The organism is Pseudocolwellia agarivorans, from assembly GCF_002000085.1.
In the GTDB taxonomy this organism is placed as follows: domain Bacteria; phylum Pseudomonadota; class Gammaproteobacteria; order Enterobacterales; family Alteromonadaceae; genus Pseudocolwellia; species Pseudocolwellia agarivorans.
Genome location: NZ_MUZU01000001.1, coordinates 467,066 through 489,472 on the forward strand (window position 1 = coordinate 467,066; position 22,407 = coordinate 489,472).

Consider the following 22,407-nt stretch of genomic DNA (forward strand, 5'->3'; position numbering starts at 1 on the left):
ATAAAAGTTAAGCTCTGTAAGTAAAGTCGTCGTCAGACATTAGCGATAAACCATCACCAACAAGATCACTACTATCTATCTCTTTTAAAAGCGCTAAGCCCTCTTCTCTTTGCTGAAGGTTTAATGCTTGATATGGCAATCTAAACACAGGGTTAACCGCTTTGGTCATCATAAGTGCCGTATTTAATGCAATAGGGTTAGGCTCGCAGAACATCCAGCTCATTAAGTTTTTAACACTATCGTTTAACGCATGATCAGGTTTATCCATTAATGTACGCATAATTTTAGGAATAATATTAGACGTAACAGAAATTACACCATGCGAACCGAACTCATGTCTACCCGCAAAACTTTCATCATCATTACCCGACCAACAAGCAATGCCTTGTTTTTCGTAGTAAGCAATACGATCATTGCCTGTACATTCTTTTACACCAATAAAGTTTTTATGAGTCGATAAGGGTTCGATAATATCAGGAGTCACATCTTGCCCTGTTCTACCCGGTACATTGTAAATAAAAGCAGGACCAATTTCTAAAACCGCTTTAAAGTGTTCTAAAACCCCTTTCTCTGAAGTACGTCCATAATATGGGTTAATTTGTAAAGCAGCATGCATCCCCATAGCAAAACCATTTTTTGTTGCTTTTATTGCTTCACGGGTATTATTGCTACCCGTATTTCCCACAATAATTAACTGTTCACCGTATTGATTAACGCTATGAGCAATAAGCATTAAATGCTCTTCCCAGCTGAGTAAGTGACCTTCGCCAGTAGTGCCTCCAACAATAATTCCGTCTACGCCAGCTTCTAGTTGTTTAGCCACAAGTAAGTCATAGGTCGCAAGGTCTATTTCACCTTTCTCATTATAAGGAGTTTTTATTGCTGTGATTAAACTTGCGTCTTTAATTCTTTTCATTGCTCTCTCAAAATTTAAAAAAATGCGGTAAATAGTATTCGTTCAAAAAACGAAAAACATTTACATAAATCTAACTTACAATAGATAACAGTGCTATTAGCTAAATCAAACTGTCACTAGCAGTGTGCTATTTTATCAACAACACGCCTTAGGATAAATACTTCTTCAGTAATTATGTGTTGGTATTTTACAATGTTGCTGTCTAATTCCAGTACTTTATAGGCTTGATAATTTTCTTCATCAGCCATATCAGCACCGTAATGCTCTTCATCGATGAGCTCACCTTTTGTTATGGTAAAGTGAATATCGCCTACTAATCCCCAATCCCCCAACTCAGTAATTTCTTCAACAACTTCTCCTTGTTGATTATATTGAATAAATGAAAATTCAAAACTACCGTCTGGCTCTATACGGGCAAACTCTGTCATTTGGTTACCATGGGCATCGGAATCTCCACGATACCAGTACCCTAAAAGCATATTTCGATCAAATAGCTTAGCCAAAATATAAGTACTCCTTAACCTAAAGCCTTGTATTTATTCTAACGCTAAACAGGTTTATTAGATACGTTTGAGTCGACATTAATAGAACAAAATCAATGATAAAAGTATAAATATATCAAGATAGTATTTATGATAATCCCTATTATTATTTTTTAAGGTTAATTCATGTCTCATATCAATTTGCAATTACTACTTACGGGTAATGAACTTATAAACGGTGATGTTATTGATACCAACTCCGCCTATATAGCCAAGCAATTGAAAGATATAGGTATTGATGTTAACCGACGTGTAACTCTAGCCGATAGCTTACCTACACTTATTAATGAAATAAAAGTAATGAGTGAAATTGCGGACATACTTATTATAAATGGAGGATTAGGCCCAACAAGTGATGACCTAACCTCTGAAGCGTTATCTATTGCCGCAAACTTAACTTTAAAAGAAAATCCACAAGCTATTAAGCACCTTCAACTATGGGCAGAAAAAAGAGAATTAACACTTGATAAAGCTAACTTAAAACAAGCCTTATTACCTGAAAATTGCAATATTATTCATAATAAAACAGGCAGTGCAGTGGGGATTCACATCAAGCTAAATAATTGTGATATTTTTTGCACGCCCGGAGTACCGAGCGAATTAAAAATAATGCTTAATGAAGAAATACTTCCTCAATTAAAAAGTAAATTACCGAAACAAGAATTTCTTCATACTACGCGATTACAAACCTTTGGTATTGGTGAGTCCAAACTTCAAATGTTAATTGATGAACACTTACCTGACTTACCATCAAATATAGAAATCGGTTACCGTGCTAACTCCCCTACTTTAGAACTAAAATTAACCACTCACACAAAAGCGGCCTACACATTAAAAGAAACATGGCTAACAAAAGTACATCAGGTATTGGATGACCATATATTAGGTGAAATAAAAGACGATGACTTAACTTTGCCTATATGTGTGTTTCAGCAATTATTAGATAATAAATTAACGATAACCACGGCTGAATCTTGTACAGGTGGTTTAATTGCAAGCCAAATAACCGCGTTAGCAGGTTCTTCTCAAATATTTGAAGCCGGTTATGTAACTTACTCCAATAAAATGAAAACTAAAATGCTGTCAGTTCCACCAACAACATTAGAGAGTTATGGTGCCGTGAGTAAAGAAACCGTTATTGCCATGGCAAAAGGTGCGCTTGAGCATAGTAATGCTGATATAGCTATAGCCGTATCAGGTATAGCAGGCCCAACAGGTGGCACAAAAGAAAAGCCAACAGGTACGGTATGGATAGCATGGGGAAATACTACTTTTATTAATACTCAACATTTTATTATAAAAAGTGATAGAAATAGCTTCCAAAAAATAGTGGCAGCAAGATGCTTAGATTTAGTTCGTAGACTTCTAATTAAAAGTAACCATAAGCCTTTATACATAAAATAATGTAAATTTTTTAAAGGCTTATTTACTGAGATAGGCCTGTTATTTATTGCTTAGTAAATTAAAACTTTATATATTTAGTATTAAAGCAGTTTTTATTGCTATTATTTCTGTTAAGTAAAACTTTATAACCAACGTATTTTATTATAATTTTTATAAAAAACTTACCCATTCTCATGAATACAATTTAAATCAGTAGATAAAATTAGGGACTTATTTTGATTGAAAAAAACTTTATCACCAGTGGAAGAAACACAATAATCCACAAAAATAGAAAATTTGATCTTTTAATCATTAATGGTGGTCACCCTGTTATTATTATTAGTAATAGAGGTATTGGTGTATACACTGGTGAAGTCCCACGTAAAAGATCTGAAGCCAAAAAAGTTTACCAAGAAGTGATTGATATAGGCTCTGTCGAATGCTTTGGTGAAGAAAAAACGCTCTTGTTTATCCAAGCTTTAGATAATAAAGAATACAAAATTGATTATTCAAAAATAAATACCCCTGCATTTATTAAAATACATCAAGAAAGTTATATTTAAATAATAAAAATATATAACATGGAGATTACATTACGTGACTCAGGTTAACTTTGTTGAAAATAAAAAAAATAACATCGACTTGGTTTTACAGCCGATCAAAAACAATACTGTCATTAATGAGGCCTCTATTCTCGAATTAATTGAAAAATCTGAATATAGCAACCTACAAATTAATACAAGTAATATCAAAAATGCCATTGCTGAATTAAACAGTATATTAAAACCGCTACAAGAAGATAAAAGCGGTCGAGAAATACGTTATCAAATTTTAGAAAGAAAAGACGCGACAATCGAAATAAAAGTAGATGATGACGCGATGAAAGCAACAGCAGAAATTACTACCGCCTTAGGTGGCAAAAACCTCTCTCCAAAAGATATATTAGCTGCAGCGCAAGCAGTAGGCATAAAAAAAGGCTTTATCAAAGAAGGTCTAATAAAATTAGCTCAACAATCACTTAAAGAATCTGAAGGTATGCTAATAAAAGGTGTTATTGCTTTAGGTAAAACGCCTATTAACGGTAAAAATGCTCGTATAAAACAACTTGTACAGTGTGCTCAAGATCGCATATTACGTCCTAAAGAGCGTGATGATGGCAGCGTTGATATGAGAGATTTAGGTGATATTATTTGTGTGCGCATAGGCGAGCCTCTTGCTAAAGTTATTCCACTTACGGAAGGTATAAAAGGCTATACCGTTACAGGTATTCCACTAGAACCAAGTCCCGGTGAAGACATTCAAATGAAAGCCGGTGAAGGTACGGTTATTAGTCCCAAAAATGAAAATGTGCTCATTTCAACTTCAATCGGCTTACCTCGTTCTATAGAAAATGGTATGGAAATAGATGAGGTGTACAAGCTTAAAAATGTTGATGTAACAACAGGTCATATCAAATTTGAAGGCAGCGTAATTATAGATGGTGATGTTTGCGAAGGCATGAAAGTATATGCCAAAGGCGATATTACAGTCGGTGGTTTTGTGGAATCTGCGCAATTAGAAGCAGGTGGGGATATCACTATTATTGGTGGCATTATAGGTAAAAAACAAGAAGTTGAAGATCTATCGACTACTGATATTACCATGAGTGTTAACATTAAAGCTGAGGGTAATGTATTTGCGAAATATTGCCAGTATTCAGACATTACCTGTAACATTTTGAGAATAGAAAACCAATTAATGCATAGTATCATTCATGTTAATGACAAACTTTGGGTTGGTTCAGAAGATAAAGCAAATGGAAAATTAATTGCCGGCTACATTAATGCTATCAATTCAGTACATGCTGGCACTGTAGGTGCTACGGCTGGCAGCTCAACAACGATTACTTTTAATAGAAAAATCAAAGACTTTAAAGATAAATTACATGAGATTGATGAACAATTAAAAATTGAAACAGAAAAAACACAAGGACTAAAAGTAGCTACAAATAAACTCAAAGCCCTACCTAAAGATAAAGCCAACCCAGAAATGCTTAAAAAAGTGGTTTCAACCTATCAATTTCATGCAGCTAAAATGGGTGATATTTTATTTGAAAAAGAAAACATAGAAGAACAAATGCAAACCTATATGACTGAAGTTTATGTTGAAGCAACCGAACGCATTTATCATGGTGTGCAAATGAATGTTGGGGATTTCAATGATAAAACGAAACGTGAATATGGCCCAAGTAAAATGACTTATTTTGAAAGGAAAGTTCATATAAAGCCTATCACTCATAGTTAATTAACAATAATTAATTAGCATTACCACCAATACTCGAATATAGGAATTTCACTTTGAAGCGCTATGCACTACCCATATTACTTACAGGACTTGTTTCACATTCTGTTTACGCTGAATGTAATATAAGCTTTAAATATGGCGTAGTCATAGATCCTATTCATGTTCGTTTACGCCAAGAAAATCAAACCTATGTCCAGATCACACGAGATCAACAATTATTTGTTTCAGGTCGAGAAGCATTATTAACAAATAAACAAAAAGAATTATTAAATCAATACTCAAGAAGTTTACGCGAACAAGTTCCACAAATTATATCTATAGCGATTGAAGGGGTTGATGTAGGGTTAGAAGCGGTAAATAAAGCTATTGGAGGCTTATCTAAAAAAGATAGTGAATCGCATAGATTGTTTCAAAAACGCTTTAATGATATGCAATGGAATTTAAGAAATAGATTTAATCATAGCGACAATAATTACTATGTTGCACCTCAAAGCTTTAATGATTTTGATGAAATTTTTTCAGGTCAATTTGAAAAAGAAATAGAACACATAGTTACCCAATCATTAGGTAGTATTTTAATGGCTGTTGGTGATGCAATAGTAGAACGTACAGGAAGAGAACAAGATAGAAAAAAAGATAATCAAAACATTATTATTAATAATAAAATGACTCCTTTAGAAAAAGAGCTCATGTCTGAATTAAGTGCTCAAACTCGCGTATTGGATCAGAAAGCTAGAATATTTTGTAGTAACTTAAGACAGCTAGATTTATTAGAAGAAGAACTAAGATCAAGTATACCTAGCTTGCATGAACTTGACCTTATCGGAAAAAAGCTAGTGGTTAAACCTCAAAATAATTTAACCACACATCAATCAGATTTTAAGTAAAGCATCTCCAGAGAATACAATACCTTCCCAACCTGAAATCATAAAGTTACGAATATTTCCATGATCATTACCTTCAGGGTGTTTTAAAACATCTTCACGATAATATTTACCAAAACACGCTAATGTTTGCTCTTTAGAAAGCTTATGTAATTTAGCAAAAGCAAATATTTTACATGAACCTTCATTCGTTCCAGCGTCATTTACTACACTCCCATTAGAGAAAGTACTTGGAGTATATTGGTAATTTTCTGCAATTGTATTGATAACCTCATCAAAAGAAACTTGTTCTGGTGCTTCAGACAATTGAGTTAATAATGTGGGTAGTGTCATAGTTTTCCTAATCAGTCGTTTATAAAATAAAAACATTTTACCTTAAAAACCATGAGAAAATCCCTCAGATTAGCTATTTTTTAACGCGAGAGCTGACATAATAGTTAAACCTTCCACATTACAAAAATTCAAAGCTTCATCAATATCCGTAATAGATAACTCAAATTCCTCAAGCAATGATGGCATCACAAAATTTTGTTTAGAATACATACCAGGATGTGAATTAATTAACGCTAACCGACTGCAAATATTTAATAACTTAGCTGCAGAGGTTACATCACTTTCTGTTTTGATATTGTGGTAATGCCTAATGGGCTCAATCAACGATTCAGGTAACTGCCACAGATTGAGTAACTCAACAGAACACTCTGAGTAGGTAAAACCAAAAACATCCATTTGTAATTGCCATGGTGTTTCTTCTTTATTATATTTTTGACAAAACTCAACTTGTTTTGGAGAGCTCTGAACAACAACCAGCTCCCCTATGTTATGCATTAAACCAGATAGAAAAAGCCCATCAACATCTTTTAACTTTAATTTTTGGGCGAAAAATTTACAGAGCAAAGCACAATCAACACTGACTTCCCAAAATCTATCCATATCAACAATCGTCGTTTCAACATTACTACATGCGTTAGTTACACCATACAAATTAACTAAGTTATGTACTTCTTTAATCCCTAAAACCATAATAGCGCGCGCGATAGAATCAATTTCACGAGGAAAACTAAATAAAGCACTATTAGCTAATTTCAATAAAGTAGAAGATAAAGAAGGATCAAGTACAACAACTTCAGCAATATCACTCAACGATGACTTTTTATCGTCCATTATTTCTTTTAACTTTAAATAAATATCAGGTAAAACAAATAAATCTTCAACCTGCCGAGCATACTCTTGTGGTGTAAGTACCATGTTACCTTCCCTTTCATTTTACTTAAAAACAATAACAAATAGTTTAAAGATCAAACTCAAAGCGTATACACTTCTAATCATTAAAGTGCATTTCTTTAAATTTAGCCATAATGTATAACCATAACTTAAAATATGGTTTTACTCTTTATAAACATACCATTAAGAAATAAACAAACAACCAATAATTTATAATCTGCATTGAAATAATAACTCAAAAGGTATTAAACGATTAAAAAGCTACGCTGGTCGGTTTTTTAGTGGTTTAATTTATAATATTAAATACTATAGGAGTATCTATTCATTATTTCTCTAATCATGGGTAATGAATCCAGCTATCATCAACAGTAATTAAAAATAAAGGATATCTCGTGCTTAAAAAACTCAGTTTATTAACGCTCTTAACTCCATTAATGTTTACCACTTCAACTCACGCAAATGAAGTGAGTACATTAGCAGATAAAACGGCAAACTATGCTGTAAATACCTATAAAACAGACATGGTAAATAGCCTTGCTCAATTGGTAAAACACAATACCGTTGTGGTTGATGGCGTTCCTTCTCCTGAAAACCCTGTTCATATAGCCTTTAAACAAGAACTAAAAAAGCAAGCTACTGAGCTTGGTCTTGATTTTAAAGATGACGGTTTCGTAGTTATTATTGGCCTAGGTAATGCAAAAGAACGACTAGGCATAATTACCCATGGTGATGTACAACCAGCAAACCCAAGCAAATGGAAACAGTCGCCTTATACTATTGATTTAACATCAAAGCCGGGGCTTATCATTGGTCGTGGAACGGAAGACGACAAAGGCCCAATATCTACCGCTTTATATGCAATGAAAGCAATTAAAGATAAAAAAATTCAACTTAATAAGCGTTTAGAGCTATATATATACATGGCTGAAGAGTCTGACTGGGCACCATTAGAAGAATATATTAAAACTCATGATTTACCAGAAACCAATATTACTATTGATGCTGAATACCCTGCCGTTATAGCAGAAAAAGGTTATGGAACAATCAGCTTAACATTTCCCAATAAAAGCATTAACACTCAACAAGCTTACTTAAAGTCTTTTACTGGTGGCTTTTTTGGTAGCCAAATTCCTGAAGATGCTGTTGTTATTATTGAAAACGCAGACGTAAAACTGCTGCAAAAATTAATGAATAAAGCAAAGGCCTATAACAACATAGGATTTAGCTTTGATCTAACGGATCAAAAATTAACAATAAGTGCTTTAGGTAAATCAGCACATTCTTCAAAACCTGAAGATGGTGTAAATGCAATTACTTACCTTGCCGATTTAATTTCATTTAAACGCTGGCCAACCAATACAAGCGGCGCATTAGTTAACTTTATTAACGATAATATTGGCACTGGCTTATACGGTAAAAAGTTTGGCGACATCGCATTTAGCGATGAATTTATGGGGCCACTTACGGTATCTCCAACGGTATTAAAACAGCTAGACAATGGCATGCAGCTAAATATTAATATTCGTCGCCCACGTGGAAAAGACACTACAGTGCTTAAAGAGCAAATTACGCAAGCGATAACTCAGTGGTCAAACAGTAATGAATATGTACTTACCGATGTAAGCACCACAGTAAAAGAGCCTTGGGTTCAGCAAGATGCGCCTCAGCTAGAAACATTATTGACAATTTTTTCACACTACACAGGCATTAAAAGCGCTAAGCCAATATCAATTGGTGGTGGTACTAATTCAAGAATGTTCCCAAGAGCAATAAGTTTTGGGCCGTCTATGCCAAATACTGAATACTCTGGGCATACTGAAAGTGAATTTATTACTATGGATCAGTTTATGTTGAATTTAAAAATGTACACGGCAGCATTTATTGAACTCGCTAAATAAATTAAAAACATCTCATATCAAGCCAAGTGTTTATACCCGTTATCATTCAAGATGCAGGTTTCAGTGGGAACTAAAAACAATTTAGGCACAGATTTCATGTTCCAGACGAAATCTAAGTACATACATCCATGTATGCAAGGTATTAAGTTGACGTCATGGTTATTCTCGGTAACTGCTCCTGCGTTACCCTAATATCCTACATCCATGTAGGAACCTGACTAAAGTTAATAACGAAGCATAAATTGTTTTTAGACCCATCGAAGAAGCGCTTGAGCAAAATCACTTCTTCGTTAACGCTTTTTATAAGGGAACGACCATTATTACAAAGCGTTGCCTTGAATTGATATCGCTCAAGCACTCTGAAATAGCCTCTTGATTGGTAACGGGTATATAAAAATATTTGGCTTTTTTATTCCGCAACACAAAATAACAATCCGCATTGAAACAATAGAAGTTCTAAGCTAATAACGTTAATATCCCCTTAAGTTTTTATTTCCTTAAAAAAATACTCCCATGAAAAAAACATGCATTGTCACTGGCGGTAGTTCAGGCATTGGTTTAAGTATTATTCAGCTTTTTTTGGCCAACAATTACCAAGTGTTTAACTTAGATATTAAAGCCTCAACATTTGGTACATTTAAATCATGTGATATCACCAATGTGCAAGAAGTCGAACAAGTCATCAAAAGCATTAGTGATGAATATACAATAGACGTTCTGGTATCAAACGCAGGAGTACATTTTTCAGGCACGATTGAAGATACAACGGAAGCTGACTTTGAGCGTGTTTTTAATATCAATGTTAAAGGTGCGTATGCTGCAGTAAAAGCCGTATTGCCATCAATGAAATCGAACAACCAAGGCTCTATTATTATCATGGCGTCTGATCAAGCATTAATCGCTAAACGTAATTCATTTGCCTACAATTTAAGTAAAGCGGCATTAGCCTCATTAGCAAAAACAACCGCTTTAGATTACGCAAGCTACAATATTCGTTCGAACGCGGTTTGTCCTGGCACCATTGAAACCCCTCTTTACCATCAAGCCATAGATAAATATTGCGAACGCTCAGGCGAAGATAAAGCTAAAATCCATCAAGAAGAAGCTAACTTGCAACCTTTAGGGCGACTAGGCCAACCAGAAGAAGTGGCTGAGCTTGTGTTATTTTTAGCTTCAGATAAATCAAGGTTTATTACCGGTAGCTTACAAGTAATAGACGGCGGCTATACAGCGCAATAATACCGTTATTTTAAATAGACTTTATATCAGGTTTTAACATGAAATTTATTGACCCACATATTCATTTGTTTGATTTAACACTTGGTCAATATCAATGGTTAAAACCTGAAAACCCACCTTTTTGGCCAGATAAGCATATCATTATCCAAAATTTTTCAGAAGCAGACATTAATTTACTCGGCGATTTAAATAGCCCTGAACTCTCTGGTTTTGTACATATTGAAGCTGGTTTTGATAACCAAGCACCTTGGCGAGAAATACAGTGGCTAGAATTAAACTGTAAAAAGTCATTTAAATCGGTGGCTTGTGTCGATTTAACGTTATCGCCAAACAATTTTTTAACACAACTACAAACACTCTTAAATTACAAAAGTGTTGTAGGTTGTCGGCATATTTTAGATGACACAGCAGTCGATATTTTAAATCATCACAACACACCAACTAACTTAAAAGCATTAGCTGATCATCAACTCAGCTTCGATCTACAAATGCTTTTATCTGAGCTCAACGCCATTGATAAGTTAACTCAGCTGTTAGAACAATTACCTGAGCTAACAATTATTATTAACCATGCAGGCTTTCCACCTTACTTCACTGAAATATCACCTGCACTGAATAACTCAGAAGAATATAACAACTGGCTAAACGGCTTAACTAAACTCGCAAAATTTAAACAATGCGCAATAAAGTGCTCTGGCTGGGAAATGTTAAACAGAAACTATAATACGCAATGGTGTGATTTAGTGATTGAACAATGTGTGACTACCTTTGGCATAAACCGAGTAATGTTAAGCAGTAACTTTCCCCTTTGTTTGTTCAGTAAAAGCTACCAAGCGCTGTGGCAATATCAAACTCAGCTTTCAAAATATAATTCACAAGAATTAGCAAAACTCTATTTAGAAAACACCAAGCATTGGTATAATTTTTAATTTCCCCCTTGATAAAGCAAAGTTGTTTTTTCTTGTAAAAGCAAAAAAATTAGAACAAAATTCTTTTTATAGTTAAATATAAAACATAGAGTTCCTTATGGATAAGTTTGATAAGAAAATCCTTCAATTACTACAACAAGATTGTACTCCCGCAGTAAGCGAAATAGCTAAACAAGTAGGCCTATCAACAACACCGTGCTGGAGACGCATTCAAGCATTAGAAAAATCAGGCGTAATAAAAGGCCGTGTAGCCATAGCCGATCCAGAAAAGCTCAATGTAGGGTTAACAGTTTTTGTTACCATTAAAACTAATCAACATAACCCTCAATGGCTAAATGATTTTAGAAAAGTCGCTAACGACTTTAAAGAAATTGTAGAGTTTTATCGAATGAGTGGTGAGGTAGACTATTTATTACGTGTTGTTGTACCAGATATGAAGGCTTACGATACCTTTTACAGAAAACTAATAACGCGTGCTAATTTTTCTGATATTAGTTCAAGCTTCGCAATGGAAGAGATTAAGTACACCACAGCTTTACCTGTTGAATATACTTAACCTCAATCTGATTGATTTTTAATTATTATGCTTACTTAACCACTACATGTGGCGAGCGTTTTACTATTTCGTCATTTAATTCAATACCAATACCCGGTGTTTCAGATACTTTGAAAATGCCATTTTTAGGTTGAGGATCTTGAATACATAATTCACGGTTCCAAGACTTAGTCGCATACGTATGATGCTCATGAATTAAAAAGTTAGGAATTGCGGTTTCTAAGTGTAAAGACGCTGCCGTAGCAACTGGCCCACCACATACATGAGCTTGAATACGAATATCGTAAACATCAGCGTAATCACACACTTTTTTGGCTTCAGTAAAACCGCCACATAAACCGACATCTGGTTGTAACACATCAATACTTTGATCTTCAAAATAAGGACGTACATCCCAACGATGATATAAACGCTCACCGCCAGCAATAGGCACTTTTACATTGTCAGCTACTTTTTTATGTACCGCTGAATTTAAGTAATTGACTGGCTCTTCGTACATCATACAGCCAACTTCTTCGATCACTTCGCCCATTTGAATAGCGGAAGCTGCACCCATTAATGAATGAGATTCAAAAATAATATCAACGTCAGGGCCAACAGCATCACGAATAGCACGTAAGCGATTACCAAATAAACGCATTTGCGGTTTAGTAAACAGTTTAGTGCGATCGAATGACGATTCACCATTTGCATCGTAAACAATAGGATCAACTTTCACGGCATCATAACCTTCAGCTACCGCTTTTAAAGCCGCTTCAGCGTACTGCTGTGGCTCAATTAATTTAGTAATAGTGGTATCCCAATCAAATTGTAATTGGCTAGCATAGGTACGTAATTCATCATTAACCTTCCCCCCTAATAACTGATAAACCGGTACACCTAAGGCTTTACCTTTTATATCCCAAAGCGCTGTATCTATTGCGCTCATTGCCGAATATAAAACCGGGCCGCCACCTAATCCCCAAAAGCTTTCACGTAACATACGCGACCATAATTTTTCAGTTTGAAATGGGTCGTAACCAATCAAAACAGCTTCAACTATTTCTTTGATCATAGCCGCTGCCGCGCTGTGTCCCCAATCGTAAGCTAAACCCGCTTCACCTACGCCCGTAATACCTTCATCAGTATGAATACGAATAAAAACGGGATTCCAAGGTGGACGTTCAGGACAATGTATATCGAATATTTCTACGTGAGTTACTTTCATCTGTTTCTCTATATAAAAAGGGGAATAAATAAAATTTTAATATCTGCTAATCGGTACGTTATAGCTTATTGAGCAAAGCTCGGATCATGTTTATACGCGCGTCTTAACATAGCAGGCCAAGCTTTTTGTCCGCCCGTTAATCCTGTATGTACAATATTAGCTTGGGCTTTAATACCGTCAATTATGTTTTGATCGACATAATTAGGTTTCATACCCATAGACATTATCTGTACTTGAATTTCGCATGCGCGCGCTAAATCGTACATGTGCATAAAGGCGTCGCCTATGGTTTTTCCTAAAGTTAATGCACCATGATTTTTTAATAGCATAAAGTTTTTGTCTGCCAAGTTATTTTGCAGTTTAACTTTTTCGGCTGGGTTAACGGCTAAGCCTTCATAATCGTGATAGCTCATCGAAGCAAGAGCAAACATAGAATACTGACTTAACGGTAATAGACCTTCTTCTACGCTAGCCACAGCAATAGTTGCATTGGTATGAAGGTGTAAAACGCACATATCGTCATGTCGAACCGCATGTATTGCACTATGAATGGTGAAGCCAGCAGGGTTTATTTCAAAAGGACAATCAGCATCAATAATATTACCGTCTATGTCTATTTTAACAAGATTCGATGCCGTTACTTCGTCAAACGCCACACCAAAAGCATTAATTAAATAGTGATCTGTATCAGGAATACGCGCTGAAATATGCGTGTAAATTAAATCATCCCAACCATGTAAAGTCACTAAACGATAACAAGCCGCTAAATCGACTCGAGTATTCCACTCACTTTGCGAGACTTTATTTTTTAAACTTATATTAGGTAATTCAAACATAAACACCTTGTTTCATCACGTTCACTTTAATACTATGAAGTTTAAAGCATAGCGCTATGCTTTTAAACTTATCTAACCTGAATATCCCGATTAAGGTTATATTTTTCACACATAACGTAGTATTAAATTAATCATGTGCATTTTATTTATCGCTTTAAAGCAACATCCTAAATATCCCGTTATTATCTGTGCAAACAGAGATGAATTTCACCAAAGACCAACACAAAATTTACACGTATGGCCTGAAAACTCAATATTAGCAGGAAAAGACTTACAGGCAGGCGGCACTTGGTTAGGGTTAACTCAGTCTGAGCATTTTTCAGCGCTCACTAATTTCAGACAACCCCATTTAATTGATAACACCAAAACATCACGTGGTAATTTAGTACTTGAAGCACTATCTGAAGAAAACATAACTTCCAACAATCAAAATATTAAAACGCATCTTGCTAATCATAGTCATATTTACAATGGGTTTAATTTGATATATGGAAGTTTAGATAAACTCTACTGCTTTGATAGTGTACATAAAAAAGAACACCTAATAGATAATGGCGTCTACAGCATTTGTAATGGCGCACTTACAGACAGTTGGCCAAAAATGACGCGTGGACAACAAAAGCTAAAGGCATTAATTACAGATGAAAAACATGAAAATGAACTTGATGGTGATTTATTATTAGCCCTAATGAACGACACAGTTCAAGCACCACCAGAAAAACTACCTAAAACAGGATTACCCACAGAACGAGAAGCCCTGCTAAGTTCTATTTTTATTACTTCACCTGACTACGGCACACGCTCAACGATTATTATTACCAAAGACTTTAACAATAATGTTGAAATTACCGAATGTACATACCGACCTTCTGGCGAGAAAGCGAGTTATCAAAAGTTAGCATTAAAAACATTATTTAATGCTGAATAAACCCTATCAGGCTTTAAAACATTTCTTTAATAACCAACGAAATAATTAATATAAAACACGCAATGGCAGCAATTTTAGATAACTTAGATTGTTGCTCTTGTTCCATTGGTTTACCAAAACGCTCTCCCAAAATCACCATCAAAGCAACCGCAGCAAAAATAACCAACAAAATAACCAGAAGCGCCATAAATCAATCCTTATCAAACTAAGTTTTATATCAAAAAGTTCATTACATTTTTATACAATACGACTAATATACCCTATTAAAATATTAGGAATACCATTTATGGAAAAAAGTATAGACTTCGAAGAAAAAAGACGCTTTATTATCAAGTTAGGCAAAGCGCTTCATAAATTTGGTACTCCGGCTTATCGTCTTGAAGCACATTTACATAATGTCTCTATTTTTCTGGGTTTAGATTCATGTTTTTTAATAACGCCTACCTCTCTTACTTTTGTTTTATCCGAAACAGATGACGAACAAGAGTATGCTCATGTTATACGTGTAAGCCCTGGCGAGCTCGACTTAGGTTCATTAGCGAGAACGGATGAACTAGTTGATGAGTTAAGTTCTGGACAACGAACACTTTCTGAATCCATTAAACGTTTAGACGAAATAGAAAAAAAACCTACGCCATACGGACGCTTTTTAACATTTTTAGCCTTTGGCGGTTCAAGTGGTGCATTTGCCATGTTAATGCACACAAGTTGGAATGATGTTTTTTGGTCTGCTATCTTAGGTTTGGTGGTGTACTTATTTGTACTATGGAGTGAGTTTTCTCGTCGTGTTACTGACATGTTAGAGCCAATATCCGCTCTCACTGTAGCGATACTTGCTTCAGCTATCACCCTAATAGATCCTAGTTTAAATACCTCCTTAGTTATTCTATCGAGTATTATTGCCTTTATTCCCGGTTTAGCATTAACTCTTGGCTTGTCAGAGCTTGCCGCCAGAAACTTAATATCAGGCACAGCAAGAATAATGGATGCTTTAATGTCGTTATTCAAACTCTACTTTGGTGGCTTCTTAGGTTTAGCGATAGGACGCTTAATGTGGGGAGAAGTAGAAATGGTTCAATCAACATTTATTCCTTCTTGGACCGCTTGGTTAGCTGTAACCGTTCTATCAGTAAGTTTAGTTGTACAGTTTAAAGCACGATTAAAAGATGCGCCTTGGGGAATTGTTTCAGGTTATATTGCTTATGGTGCAAGCGTTTGGGCAGCACTTTTCTTAGGTGGCCCCCTCAGCGCTTTTGTTGGAGCATTTGCTTTAGGGATATACAGTAATTTATTTTCAAGAATAACCAATCTACCTTCAAGCGTTGTAAAACTACTTGGTCTTGTTGTTTTAGTACCAGGGAGTAAAGTCTACATCGGCTTAAATACCGCAGTTTCAGGACAAAACATGCTCAACTCTTACGACTTAGGATCACAAACATTCCTTATTTTTATGTCGTTAGTGGCAGGGCTAATCTTTTCAAACGTGGCCTTCCCTCCTCGTAAAATACTGTAATTTAAAAGTCTGTAATTTAAATAATTTTTACTCAACCTGAATAACTTACTTTCTTTGTGAAAATAAAGTGAGTAAGTTACTTTCTAATGAATGAATAAATAACTCAGCTTGTTTTTATCACCAATGGTCGTATCGCGTTGTATAAAAATTTTCAGCTTTGTTATAAAAATATATAGCTTAAATAACTAGGGCTGTTTATCTTTAGAGTATATCCCCTCAAAAGGCTTTATTGATTGTCATAAAAATCATCTCAAAAGTTAACTAGGTCTAATCAATCATTATTAAGAGTAACTACATGAAAACATTGATAGCGAGTGCCATTTGCACATCTATATTACTTTCAGGTTGTAATCAAACACCTGAAAACCAAAATGAGAATACTCAAGTACAAACAACACCAAACAAAACATTAGTATCAGGTATAACAAAAGCCAATATTGATGCAGAAGTTCGCCCGCAAGATAACTTCTACCGATACGTTAACGGTGGCTGGTTGAAAACATCAGAAATCCCCAGCGATAAAACAGCGATAGGCGCTTTTTATGACCTACGCGACGAAGCCGATGACAACGTTAAAGCGATTATTGAAGAATTAGCCAAAAAACAAAACCTAACTCCCGGTAGTGACGAGCAAAAAGTAGCCGATTTATTCAAGTCATTTACCGATATAGAAACACGTAATGCTTTAGGCATTAAACCTATATCATCAATTCTAACCTCCATTAATAATCTTAAAAGCAAACAAGATATCGCGCGTTTTTTTGGTCAATATCAAGCAGTAGGTATTACAAACCCTTTCGAATTTTATATTAGCGTAGACGCTAAAGATTCTAGCCGCTACGCCACCCATGTTTGGCAAAGTGGTTTAGGCTTACCTGACAAAGATTATTACTTTAATGAAGAAGAACGCTTCGTAAAACTTCGCCAAGGTTATGTAGCTCATATAGAGAAAATGTTTGATTTAGCTAAGCTACCAAATGGTAAATCAGCAGCGCTGTCCATTATGGCAATAGAAACAAAATTAGCGGAATATCATTGGACTCGCGTACAAACAAGAGATAGCGAAAAACGTTATAACAAGTTTAATGTGTCTGACTTAGATAAAGCAGTAACCAGCGAATTTGACTGGGTAACCTACTTAGATGCAATAGGCGTTTCTCAACAAAACGACCTCATTGTTAATCAACCCGATTACGCTGCAGGTTTTGGTCAAGTGTTCAATGCAACCTCAGTGGCTGACTGGCAAACCTATTTAACGTTTCACACCTTAAGTAAATTTTCTTCATACTTAACCGCTGAATTAGATAACGAAGATTTTGATTTCTTTTCAAAACAATTAAGTGGTCGTGAAGAACAACGTCCTATGTGGAAAAGAGGTGTATCAACAGTTAATGCAAATTTAGGTGAAGTTATTGGTAAAGTTTATGTCGCTAAGCACTTTACTCCACAAGCTAAATCAAGAATGAGCCAATTGGTAGAAAACTTAAGATCAGCATACGGCAATAGCATTAACGAGTTAGATTGGATGTCTACCGATACTAAAAAAGCGGCTCATGTAAAACTTGCTGCATTTACACCCAAAATTGGGTATCCAGACAAATGGGAAGATTATTCAGCCTTAACAATTAAAGCAAATGATCTCGTAGGAAACATTATACGTTCTGGCGAAATTACCCATAAAAAAGAAGTAGAAAAATTAGGAGGCCCTATCCGTAAATGGGAATGGGGAATGACACCACAAACCGTTAATGCTTATTACAACCCTACGGTAAATGAAATTGTTTTCCCTGCCGCTATTTTACAACCACCATTTTTCAACATGGCTGCTGACGATGCTGTTAACTATGGCGGAATTGGTGCTGTTATCGGCCATGAAATGGGACACGGCTTTGATGACCAAGGCAGTAAATATGATGCCAAAGGTAATTTAAGAAATTGGTGGACAGACAAAGACTTAGCTGCCTTTAAAGAACGTTCAGACAACCTAGTTGCTCAGTACAACAGTTACGCAGTTTTTGATGATTTACACGTTAATGGTGAATTAACCTTAGGTGAAAACATTGGAGACTTATCAGGTGTAACTATCGCCTATAAAGCTTATAAAACCTCTTTAAATGGTAAAGAAGCTCCCGTTATTGATGGCTTAACGGGTGATCAACGATTCTTCATGGGTTATGCACAAGTCTGGCGTTCAAAAACCGTAGAAAAATCAATGCGAAATAGAGTGGCCACAGACCCTCATTCACCAGGAGAATTTAGAGCATTAGGTTCGTTATCAAACATGCCTGAGTTTTATAAAGCCTTTGATGTTAAAGAAGGTGACAAAATGTATATAGCTCCTGAAAAACGCGTAAAAATTTGGTAATACTTTACGTGTTCAAACCGACTTAATTATAATTTTAAGTCGGTTTGAACAAAAAGAATAAATAACCTTAGCCAAAAACCTTACTCCTCCTCAAAAAAATACGTAACTGATGTAATAGTCTTATCCCCTTTATAAATAATATCCACAGAGCCACTCTCTATTAAATATTAAAATTTAATATGCCTGTTTTAAGGCTTTCCATTGAATTAATTCAATTTTTATTTAATTTTATATACGCAACTTTATAACTTTCTACTAGTCTTAAAGATAAGGATTTTTAATCTTTAAACTGGTTTCATTCGTGAAATTAGTATTACAACTCCTTTCAAGCATAACTTAAGTTTCTGGAGGTTAGCATGAGTATTTTTCAACATTATCAATCAAGGTACGATTTAGCGAAGGAAGAAAAGTTTACCATTCAAGAATTTCTTGAAATTTGTCGTACAGACAAAAATGCCTATATCAGCGCATCAGAACGTCTGTTAAATGCGATTGGCGAACCAGAGATGATCGACACTTCAAAAGAGCCTAGATTAAGCCGTATATTTTCAAACAGAGTTATTTCACGTTATCCTGCCTTCAAAGAGTTTTATGGTATGGAAGAAGCTATTGAACAAATTGTTTCCTACCTTAAACACGCCTCTCAAGGCTTAGAAGAACAAAAACAAATTTTATATTTACTCGGCCCTGTTGGTGGCGGTAAATCCTCTCTTGCTGAAAAGCTAAAAGCACTTATGCAAAAAGAACCGATTTATGTGCTTAGTGTTAATGGTGAGCGTAGCCCAGTGAATGATCACCCTTTCTGTTTATTTGATGCGAATGCTGATGGAAAAATATTAAAAGACGAATACAACATTCCCGAAAGATACTTAAATACTATAATTTCACCTTGGGCAGCCAAACGTTTACATGAATTTGAAGGTGATATAACCAAGTTTGAAGTACTAAAACTTTACCCATCAATTCTTGATCAAATAGCCATAGCTAAAACAGAACCCGGTGATGACAACAACCAAGACATTTCAGCACTAGTTGGTAAAGTAGACATAAGACAGCTAGAACATTTTGCACAAAATGATCCTGACGCTTATAGCTATTCAGGCGCTTTATGTAGGGCTAACCAAGGTTTAATGGAATTTGTAGAAATGTTTAAAGCCCCTATCAAGGTTTTACATCCGTTACTGACTGCCACTCAAGAAGGTAATTACAACCCAACCGAAGGTTTATCAGCCCTGCCCTTTAACGGCATATTACTTGCTCATTCAAACGAGTCTGAATGGCAGACCTTCAGAAACAACAAAAACAACGAAGCTTTTCTAGACCGTGTTTACATCGTAAAAGTGCCTTACTGTATGCGCGTAAGCGAAGAAGTTAAAATTTACAAAAAATTACTAGAACACAGCGAACTGGCTAATGCTCAATGTGCGCCAGACACACTAGAAACTCTTGCACAGTTCTCAATATTATCTCGTTTAAAAGAACCAGAAAATTCTAGCATCTATTCAAAAATGCGTGTTTACGATGGCGAGAGTCTTAAAGATACCGACCCTAAAGCCAAGTCTTATCAAGAATATAAAGACTACGCAGGTATGGACGAAGGCATGTCGGGGCTATCGACTCGATTCGCCTTTAAAATATTATCACGCGTATTTAACTTTGATCATATGGAAGTTGCCGCAAACCCAGTACATTTATTTTATGTACTAGAGCAACAAATTGAACGTGAACAGCTTCCACAGGAAACCACAGAACGCTATTTAGAGTTTATTAAAGGTTATTTGTCTCAACAATATATTGAATTTATTGGTAAAGAAATTCAAACCGCCTACTTAGAGTCTTACTCGGAATACGGACAAAATATATTTGATCGTTACGTAACCTACGCAGATTTTTGGATTCAAGATCAAGAATATCGCGATGCTGAAACGGGTCAATTATTTGATAGAGAAGCATTGAATAATGAACTAGAGAAAATAGAAAAACCAGCTGGTATTAGTAATCCTAAAGACTTTAGAAATGAAATAGTTAACTTTGTTCTACGGGCCAAAGCCAACAACAATGGCAAAAATCCAGCGTGGACAAGTTATGAAAAACTCCGCACAGTAATCGAGAAAAAAATGTTCTCAAATACTGAAGACTTACTGCCTGTTATTTCCTTTAACACTAAAACATCAACAGACGATCAACAAAAACATGACGACTTCGTTGAGCGAATGATGAGTAAAGGTTATACCCAAAAACAAGTAAGACTCTTATCTGAATGGTATTTACGTGTAAGAAAATCTTCATAGTACGATTCCATTAAATAATGGAGTTACTCAGCATTTAAAGGAATTAACTCACTAGACCATCGAAGCAAAAATTCACTTTTCACTAGGTGAAAAGTGAACACCAATGATAAAGAGGCGTTATGGCTAATTTTATTGACAGACGTTTAAACAGTAAAAACAAAAGCACCGTCAACAGGCAAAGGTTTTTACGCCGCTATAAAACTCAAATAAAAAAATCGGTATCTGATGCAGTAACCCAACGCGGCGTTACTGATGTTAACTCAGGTGAAAGCATTACCATTCCTAAAAAAGACTTAGGCGAACCTGTATTCCATCAAGGTAAAGGCGGCATTAACGATGTTGTACACCCAGGTAATGACCAATTTACCACAGGAGACCACATAGAGCGTCCACAACAAGGGCAAGGCCAAGGTTCAGGACAAGGTGAAGCAAGTGACTCTGGTGAAGGTGATGACAACTTTGTGTTTTCAATTTCTAAAGACGAATATCTTGATCTACTGTTTGAAGATTTAGAGTTACCTAATTTAGAAAAATCTCAACTGAGTAAAATTGTTGAGTATAAAACAGTTCGTAGCGGTTATTGCGCTGAAGGTGTACCTTCAAATATAGATATTGTTAAATCATTACAAGGCTCTATTGCTAGACGTATCGCCATGACATCAAGCAAACGTAAACAATTAAAAGAGCTTGAAGCTGCACTTGTTCAGTTAGAGCAAGATCCACACGACAATATAAAAAAAACCAAAGAACTGAAAAAAAGCATTCAAGACCTTAAAGACAAAATAGCTAAAGTACCGTTTATTGACAGCTTTGATTTACATTACAGAAACTACGCTAAACAAGCCATACCTACTTCTAGAGCGGTTATGTTTTGTTTAATGGATGTATCAGGTTCTATGGACCAAGCCACTAAAGACATCGCAAAACGCTTTTACGTGCTTTTATATTTATTTTTAACACGTACCTATAAAACCATAGATGTGGTTTATATTCGCCACCACACACAAGCGTCAGAAGTTGATGAAGAAACCTTTTTCTACTCTAAAGAAACAGGCGGTACTATAGCCTCAACCGCTTTAGAGTTAATGGATAAAATAATTAAAGAGAGATACGACTCAAAAGATTGGAATATATACGGAGCGCAAGCATCTGATGGCGATAACTGGGCTGACGACTCGCCTAAATGCGCGAATATCTTAGAGAAAAATATATTACCTGTAGCGCGTTACTTCAGTTACATCGAGATAACTCAACGAGCACATCAAACGCTATGGCAACACTACGAAACCGTTGCAGCAACTCAAAATCACTTTGCTATGCAACATATTAAAGATGTTACCGATATATACCCAGTATTTAGAGAGTTATTTAAAAAACGTGCTGAGCAAGCCGCTTAATTGATGAATGAGCATG

At 35.5% G+C, this 22,407-nt stretch carries 20 protein-coding genes; 13 read left to right on the forward strand and 7 right to left on the reverse strand.

The features are described 5' to 3' along the window. Positions 1-7 precede the first annotated feature (7 nt). Positions 8-916 carry a 4-hydroxy-tetrahydrodipicolinate synthase gene (gene dapA / locus B0X80_RS02020; protein ID WP_077338148.1) on the reverse strand — a complete coding sequence of 303 codons (909 nt, stop codon included), beginning with the start codon at positions 914-916 and terminating at the stop codon, positions 8-10. Positions 917-1,032: 116 nt separating this feature from the next. Next, entirely contained in the window at positions 1,033-1,419 is a 387-nt protein-coding gene (locus B0X80_RS02025; protein WP_245825364.1) for a hypothetical protein, read from the reverse strand. Positions 1,420-1,584: 165 nt separating this feature from the next. On the opposite strand from B0X80_RS02025, the gene B0X80_RS02030 reads away from it, so the two are divergent. The 4 genes from B0X80_RS02030 to B0X80_RS02045 all read left to right on the forward strand — a co-directional run bounded on the left by B0X80_RS02030 (position 1,585) and on the right by B0X80_RS02045 (position 6,011). Further along, complete coding sequence (locus B0X80_RS02030; protein ID WP_077338149.1) at positions 1,585-2,862, forward strand: CinA family nicotinamide mononucleotide deamidase-related protein; 1,278 nt, start codon at positions 1,585-1,587, stop codon at positions 2,860-2,862. A 215-nt stretch (positions 2,863-3,077) separates the two neighbouring features. Further along, complete coding sequence (locus B0X80_RS02035) at positions 3,078-3,404, forward strand: hypothetical protein (protein WP_077338150.1); 327 nt, start codon at positions 3,078-3,080, stop codon at positions 3,402-3,404. Positions 3,405-3,438: 34 nt separating this feature from the next. Beyond that, positions 3,439-5,124: a flagellar assembly protein A gene (locus B0X80_RS02040; protein WP_077338151.1), complete on the forward strand. Its 1,686-nt coding sequence runs from the start codon at positions 3,439-3,441 to the stop codon at positions 5,122-5,124. 53 nt (positions 5,125-5,177) lie between these two features. Beyond that, a complete protein-coding gene (locus tag B0X80_RS02045) occupies positions 5,178-6,011 on the forward strand; it encodes a DUF2884 family protein (RefSeq protein ID WP_175623855.1) in 834 nt (277 codons plus the stop codon). On the opposite strand, the gene B0X80_RS02050 is transcribed toward B0X80_RS02045, so the two are convergent. Both B0X80_RS02050 and B0X80_RS02055 read right to left on the reverse strand, forming a co-directional pair. Further along, on the reverse strand, positions 5,997-6,341 hold the full coding sequence (locus tag B0X80_RS02050) for a HopJ type III effector protein (RefSeq protein ID WP_077338153.1): 345 nt from the start codon (positions 6,339-6,341) through the stop codon (positions 5,997-5,999). The two genes, B0X80_RS02045 and B0X80_RS02050, sit on opposite strands and share 15 nt — an antisense overlap. Before the next feature lie 69 nt (positions 6,342-6,410). Then, on the reverse strand, positions 6,411-7,256 hold the full coding sequence (locus B0X80_RS02055) for an HDOD domain-containing protein (protein ID WP_077338154.1): 846 nt from the start codon (positions 7,254-7,256) through the stop codon (positions 6,411-6,413). 368 nt (positions 7,257-7,624) lie between these two features. On the opposite strand from B0X80_RS02055, the gene B0X80_RS02060 reads away from it, so the two are divergent. The 4 genes from B0X80_RS02060 (at position 7,625) to B0X80_RS02075 (ending at position 11,854) form a co-directional block, all read left to right on the forward strand. Further along, positions 7,625-9,130: a dipeptidase gene (locus B0X80_RS02060; RefSeq protein ID WP_245825365.1), complete on the forward strand. Its 1,506-nt coding sequence runs from the start codon at positions 7,625-7,627 to the stop codon at positions 9,128-9,130. A 513-nt stretch (positions 9,131-9,643) separates the two neighbouring features. Beyond that, on the forward strand, positions 9,644-10,369 hold the full coding sequence (locus tag B0X80_RS02065; RefSeq protein WP_077338155.1) for an SDR family NAD(P)-dependent oxidoreductase: 726 nt from the start codon (positions 9,644-9,646) through the stop codon (positions 10,367-10,369). Between the two features lie 38 nt (positions 10,370-10,407). After that, a complete protein-coding gene (locus B0X80_RS02070; RefSeq protein ID WP_077338156.1) occupies positions 10,408-11,298 on the forward strand; it encodes an amidohydrolase family protein in 891 nt (296 codons plus the stop codon). A gap of 97 nt (positions 11,299-11,395) precedes the next feature. Further along, complete coding sequence (locus tag B0X80_RS02075) at positions 11,396-11,854, forward strand: Lrp/AsnC family transcriptional regulator (RefSeq protein WP_076418222.1); 459 nt, start codon at positions 11,396-11,398, stop codon at positions 11,852-11,854. A gap of 31 nt (positions 11,855-11,885) precedes the next feature. Here the strand turns inward: B0X80_RS02075 and B0X80_RS02080 are convergent, their stop codons facing one another. Next, positions 11,886-13,061: a mandelate racemase/muconate lactonizing enzyme family protein gene (locus B0X80_RS02080; protein WP_076418223.1), complete on the reverse strand. Its 1,176-nt coding sequence runs from the start codon at positions 13,059-13,061 to the stop codon at positions 11,886-11,888. Positions 13,062-13,126: 65 nt separating this feature from the next. Then, the gene (locus tag B0X80_RS02085) at positions 13,127-13,897 is read right to left on the reverse strand and encodes a class II aldolase/adducin family protein (protein WP_077338157.1); all 771 of its coding nucleotides are present in this window, start codon (positions 13,895-13,897) and stop codon (positions 13,127-13,129) included. 133 nt (positions 13,898-14,030) lie between these two features. Between B0X80_RS02085 and B0X80_RS02090 the strand changes: the two genes are divergently transcribed. After that, positions 14,031-14,825 (forward strand): NRDE family protein, encoded by a 795-nt coding sequence (locus B0X80_RS02090; RefSeq protein ID WP_077338158.1) that lies wholly within the window; start codon positions 14,031-14,033, stop codon positions 14,823-14,825. 13 nt (positions 14,826-14,838) lie between these two features. Here B0X80_RS02090 and B0X80_RS20410 read toward each other — a convergent pair whose 3' ends face one another. Then, positions 14,839-15,012, reverse strand: a complete 174-nt coding sequence (locus tag B0X80_RS20410; RefSeq protein ID WP_175623856.1) for a hypothetical protein — start codon at positions 15,010-15,012, stop codon at positions 14,839-14,841. Between the two features lie 99 nt (positions 15,013-15,111). On the opposite strand from B0X80_RS20410, the gene B0X80_RS02095 reads away from it, so the two are divergent. The 4 genes from B0X80_RS02095 to B0X80_RS02110 all read left to right on the forward strand — a co-directional run bounded on the left by B0X80_RS02095 (position 15,112) and on the right by B0X80_RS02110 (position 22,391). Further along, positions 15,112-16,338, forward strand: coding sequence for a threonine/serine exporter family protein (locus B0X80_RS02095; protein WP_077338159.1), 1,227 nt, complete (start codon positions 15,112-15,114; stop codon positions 16,336-16,338). A 295-nt stretch (positions 16,339-16,633) separates the two neighbouring features. Next, a complete protein-coding gene (locus tag B0X80_RS02100; RefSeq protein ID WP_077338160.1) occupies positions 16,634-18,703 on the forward strand; it encodes a M13 family metallopeptidase in 2,070 nt (689 codons plus the stop codon). A gap of 356 nt (positions 18,704-19,059) precedes the next feature. After that, positions 19,060-20,994, forward strand: a complete 1,935-nt coding sequence (locus B0X80_RS02105; RefSeq protein ID WP_077338161.1) for a PrkA family serine protein kinase — start codon at positions 19,060-19,062, stop codon at positions 20,992-20,994. 119 nt (positions 20,995-21,113) lie between these two features. Beyond that, positions 21,114-22,391 carry a YeaH/YhbH family protein gene (locus tag B0X80_RS02110; RefSeq protein ID WP_077338162.1) on the forward strand — a complete coding sequence of 426 codons (1,278 nt, stop codon included), beginning with the start codon at positions 21,114-21,116 and terminating at the stop codon, positions 22,389-22,391. Positions 22,392-22,407 lie beyond the last annotated feature (16 nt).